This is a genomic window from Bacteroidales bacterium (assembly GCA_018334875.1).
Taxonomy (GTDB): Bacteria; Bacteroidota; Bacteroidia; order Bacteroidales; family UBA12077; genus JAGXLC01.
The window spans coordinates 1-4,991 of the sequence record JAGXLC010000248.1; the positions used below are offsets into that span (position 1 = coordinate 1).

4 protein-coding genes are annotated in these 4,991 nt (G+C 39.2%); all 4 read right to left on the bottom strand.

Annotated elements, in window-relative coordinates:
• Nucleotides 1-340 (bottom strand): hypothetical protein (locus tag KGY70_15500; protein MBS3776601.1); only part of this gene is annotated, 340 nt, incomplete at its 3' end.
• Between the two features lie 99 nt (nucleotides 341-439).
• On the bottom strand, nucleotides 440-3,346 hold the full coding sequence (locus KGY70_15505; protein MBS3776602.1) for a PAS domain-containing protein: 2,907 nt from the start codon (nucleotides 3,344-3,346) through the stop codon (nucleotides 440-442).
• Between the two features lie 122 nt (nucleotides 3,347-3,468).
• Nucleotides 3,469-4,371 (bottom strand): HAMP domain-containing histidine kinase, encoded by a 903-nt coding sequence (locus tag KGY70_15510; protein MBS3776603.1) that lies wholly within the window; start codon nucleotides 4,369-4,371, stop codon nucleotides 3,469-3,471.
• 104 nt (nucleotides 4,372-4,475) lie between these two features.
• Nucleotides 4,476-4,991: RNA polymerase sigma factor (locus KGY70_15515; protein ID MBS3776604.1), on the bottom strand; the 516-nt coding region annotated here is incomplete at its 5' end.

A 4,991-nucleotide genomic window follows, 5' to 3' on the forward strand; every position in this document is an offset into this window, starting at 1 on the left:
TATCTATCAAACTAACACGCTTGTCTCCCAGTAATTCCGCACCGGTAAAATTCAACTCGCAGATGGTGCCCTCAGCATCGAGTGTAAAATAACCGGTAGGAGCAAAATCATATAAAATGGTATATTTCTTAAGGGCCTCTTCGGCTCTTTCGTAAGCCTGTTGTAATTCTTCATTCTGCATTTCCAATTCTATCTGATGCACCTGCAATTCATGCAGGAGTCTTTCTTTGTCATGGATCTCCTCCGGAATATTCGATTTGTTGCCTTCCCTTCTGAGTTTTTCTTCGGCTTTTTCACGTAACTTTCGTACGTCTGTAAAATCCATTTCTTCTTCACTCATATGTTCATATTTTTGGTTCTTGTACTCACTACTCATTACTCATTACTCACTACTCATTTACTCACTACTCATTTACTCACTACTCACTACTCATTCATTCTATCTCCCGTTCTTGTGCCCTTCTTCTGTCATCATAAGTGCCACAGGTTTTTCAAAGTTATTGAACAAAACAGTAACGCTCCATTCTGTTTCTCTTGTTTTGCCTGCGGCTGTTATTACCTCCATCTCGCATTTACTATCCCTGACTTCCTGAAGGAACTTCTTCATATTTTCTTCCGTCTTTTCCTGCGCTTTTCCCGGAACAAACATTTTAATAAAATTCTTATCGATGACTTCATCCCGTCTTTTGCCGAAAAATTGCTCTGCTGCAGGATTAAACTCCTCTATCCTCCAATCGGAGGATAATTTGATAATAACCTCTGAATATGTATTCAGGAGCAAACGTTGCATTTGTTCGGTTTCATGTAATTTACTTTCCTTCTTTTGGATGTCTGTGATATTCATAAAAGTTATTACCAACCCGTCAATTTTATCGTCATAAGTGCGATAAGGCATAATCCGGACGGAAAACCACCGCCCGTCTTTGGTAGGGATTTGTTTTTGTTTATAGACGAGGGTACGCAATACTTCTTGCGCATCTTCAGCCATATCAGGATATATAAGATCCGAAGCCTGGTCGGTAATGGGCCGTCCTATATCGCTTTTTCTAAGTTTGAATATTTGGGTTGTCTGAGGAGTAAATCGGCGGATATTCAGGTTTTTGTCGAGAAACAAGGTAGCAATATCGGTGCTGTTGAGCAGGTTTTTCATATCATTCTCCACCCGCCTGTAATCTTCTACTTTAGCCATCAACTCAGCGTTAACTGTCTGAAGTTCCTCATTTAGGCTTTGCATTTCTTCTTTTGAGGTGGTTAGCTCCTCATTGGTTGATTGCAATTCTTCATTCGCAGCTCTCAGTTCCTCCTGCGAAGTCTCCATTTCCTCCTGCTTCTGTTGCATTTCTTCACGTATACGCTGTAACTCCTTTTCCAGTTTCGAGCGCTTTTTGCTTTCCTTTGTATCTTCACCCTTATCTGCTTGTTCTTTGTTTTCATCAACCTCCCCGATGTCGGTAAAAGTTACCATCACCATCCCTTTTAAAGGTTCCGGGCCATCAATCCATTGTATGTTTACATTAACGGTTTGTAAACCACCGTTTGTACCTACACTGACATCACGTAAACGCACATTACCTTTTTGCGATACAGCTTTACGGAAAGCAGAAGGAAATTCTGAGCGCAACCCTTCCCGTAACATAGCAAATACATTCATATTTGCCTTACCCGCTGCCGGTTCCAGGTATTTTCCGGTCCGGCCGCTAATATAAAGAATATCCCCTTTTTCATTCACCAAAACGCCTACGGGTGCAAAATGCTGTATCAACAATTGTTCGGCCAGCGTTTGAATGTTTGGGGGTGATTGAACAGATGGTTGTTTTTCAATTTGAGCGGGTTTGCTTTTGGAAAATGAAGAGGGAAAATCATACAAACCAGGTGAAACGGCAGTAACTGAACGTTTAAAGATTTTCAATTTAGCATCCAGGGGTTGAAAAAGATGGCTCTGTTCCCCAAGTGATTCAGAACTTCCCAATAGAATAATTCCATTGGGATTCGTGCTATGGTAAAACATCCGGATCAATTGATTTTGTAGCCCGGAATCCATATAAATGAGCAGGTTACGACAGGAAAGGAGATCAATCTTTGTAAAAGGCGGATGCATAATGATGTTATGCCTGGCAAATACAACCATTTCCCTTATTTCCGTATTGATGCAATAACCTTCATCCATTTCAGTAAAAAAACGATTCAGACGGGAGTCTGAAACATCATTAGCAATATTTGCCGGAAAAACACCCTTCCTGGCAACCTCAACAGCATCATTATCCAGGTCGGTAGCAAATATCTTTAAGCTAATATCCGTGGGCGAACTGATTTTCTCAAGCGCTTCTTTAAACACGATGGCCAGGGAATATGCTTCCTCTCCGGTGGAGCACCCCGGAACCCACGCCCGTACTGATGAGCCGGACTCTATCCTGGTAAGCATATCGGGTATAACCGATTCCTTTAACTTCTCCCACACATTGATATCCCGAAAGAAATTGGTCACACCAATCATCAATTCTTTAAAAAGAAGTTCTATCTCCTTTGGATTTTCAGATAAAAAATGAACATAGGAAGAAATTTTGTCTATTTTATGAACCGCCATGCGTCTTTCGACGCGACGATAGATCGTATTTTTTTTGTACGATGAAAAGTCGTTCCCGGTATGGGTACGCAGGAGAATAATAATTTTGTCAAGGGCGCCTTTGTCTAAAACTTTTGTTTCGGTATCAGATTTGTCATCCGGAATATGTTGAAGAAAAGAGATGAGTTTTTCGGGCAACTCATCTGCCGGAGCAACAATATCCACCAACACGGAATTAATGGCGTTGCGGGGCATGCTGTCAAATTTAGCCGTCTCAGGATCCTGAACCATTACAATTCCGTTATTTTCTTTTATGGCTCTTAAACCTAAACTTCCGTCGGAGCCCATGCCCGAAAAAATGAGTCCGATACTTCGTTCCTTTCGGTCGTCGGCAAGGGAACGAAAGAAAAAATCAACGGGAAGGCGAAACCCTCTTGCTTCCGCTGGTTCAAACAGATAAAGCACTCCCTTTAAAATGGACATGCTTTTATTGGGGGGGATGACATACACGCAGTCTGGCTTTATATCCATACTGTCTTTCGCCTGGTAAACATTCATTTTAGTGGATCTCTGGAGCAACTCAGGGAGCATTCCTTCCTGGGTCGGATCGAGGTGCTGAACGATAACATATGCCAATCCACTGTCTTCAGGTACATTTCCCAGGAATTGTTCAAGTGCTTCCAATCCTCCCGCTGAGGCACCAATTCCTACTACGGGAAACATATCGGGATTCGGAGTTTCTTTTTTCGAATTATCTGTCGCTTTCGATTTCCTGATTGTCATCAGAATATAATCAGTCTATTGAATAATTTTTGTTTTTAAAAATAAGCATAATTGGTAATATCCAAAATTAATAAAAATTGTTTTTATGTAAAAATCTAACAGATTACACATCATCACTGATATCAACCGGCAAAACCATTGGTTTTATAAGGTAAGGTGAACTTAAACTTGCTACCCCTACCCGGCTCACTTTCCACCTTGATTGTACCGCCATGAACTTCCACAAACTCCCTGCAAAGGAATAATCCCAGAGAAGCTCCGTTTTCATTGCAGGATTCTTGTTCTGAATTAAATGGGTTTTTGAAAAGTTGTTTTTGAATTTCCTCTGAAATTCCCTTGCCCGTATCGTTTACCGTTATTTCAAAGACTTGTCCACGATCTGATCCGGTTAATGCAACGGTACCCCCATTATCGGTGAATTTTATGGCATTGTCAATTAAATTCCTAAGTATTGCTCTAACCATCTGCGGATCAGCCGTTATATTCAAATTGGGATCAACATAATCACATAACTTTATTTGTTTCTGCTTAGCCGAAAACTCGATATTTTCGATTAACTCTGCAAACAATTCAGATAAATTTATTTTAACAGGGTTGAAGTATTCTTCGTTATTTTGAGCAATAGCCCAATCCTGCAGGCTATCGATAAGATTTAAAGTGTTTTTTGCTGATTCATATACATGTTGTATATAATGGTCCTTTTCTTTTTCATCCGCCCCCTTATTTTCTTTCAGTAATTCTAAAGCGCCTATTATTGCATTGAAGGGACTCCTTAGATCATGAGCTATGAGGCCGATGAATTTGGCGTTATTGTCTCTGGTATTTTCCAGTTTAGTTTTTAATTGTCTTACCCGATTTTTCAGGCGGACATTTTGTTTTTTGATTTTCAGTAATTCTGAATTGTGCTGATATTCTGAGTGTTGTTCACTAACACTTCCATTGTTGGAAGTTGTATCTGATGATTTGGAGAAACCGTTTTTGGGTTTCTTCAGAAAATTGAATTGTCTAATAATCTCAAAATCCATAATCTCAAATTTTAGTTAGGATATATCACTTATTGAATATGCAATTTTTAAGTACTTTACCGGGCAAGTTTTGCAAAAAAAGCAAGAATTTGACCGGTAAGGTACTAATTATAACCTTGCAATTTTTTGACCAGTTTTTTCCGCGAAAAATAGATTCTGCTTTTTACAGTTCCGATATTTAAATTAAGTATTTCAGCAATTTCCTTATATTTATACCCTACATAATGCATTTTAAGGGGCTTTTTAAAATGCTCGTCCAGTGCTTCAATGGTTTCCTCTATTTCATTGGATGAAAAGATTGAATCCGGGTTATAGCCTTGTGAAGCAGTAAAATAATGTTTGTTAGAATGTTCTATTGATTGATTGGGATAAGTAGATTTCTTTCGTGAACGCCGATAATTGTTTATAAATGTATTTTTTAAAATGGTGAATGTCCAGGCTTTTAAACTGGATTTGTAAACAAATTTATCGCGATGTTTTAAAGCTTTCAGAGAGGTTTCCTGAACGAGGTCTTCAGCATCCTCTTTATTGAGCGTTAAGCTATAAGCAAATCTCATCAGGCTGTCCTGAATGTTAACCAGTTCATGTTGAAAATCAAGGGTTGTCATAAGAATAAAAAT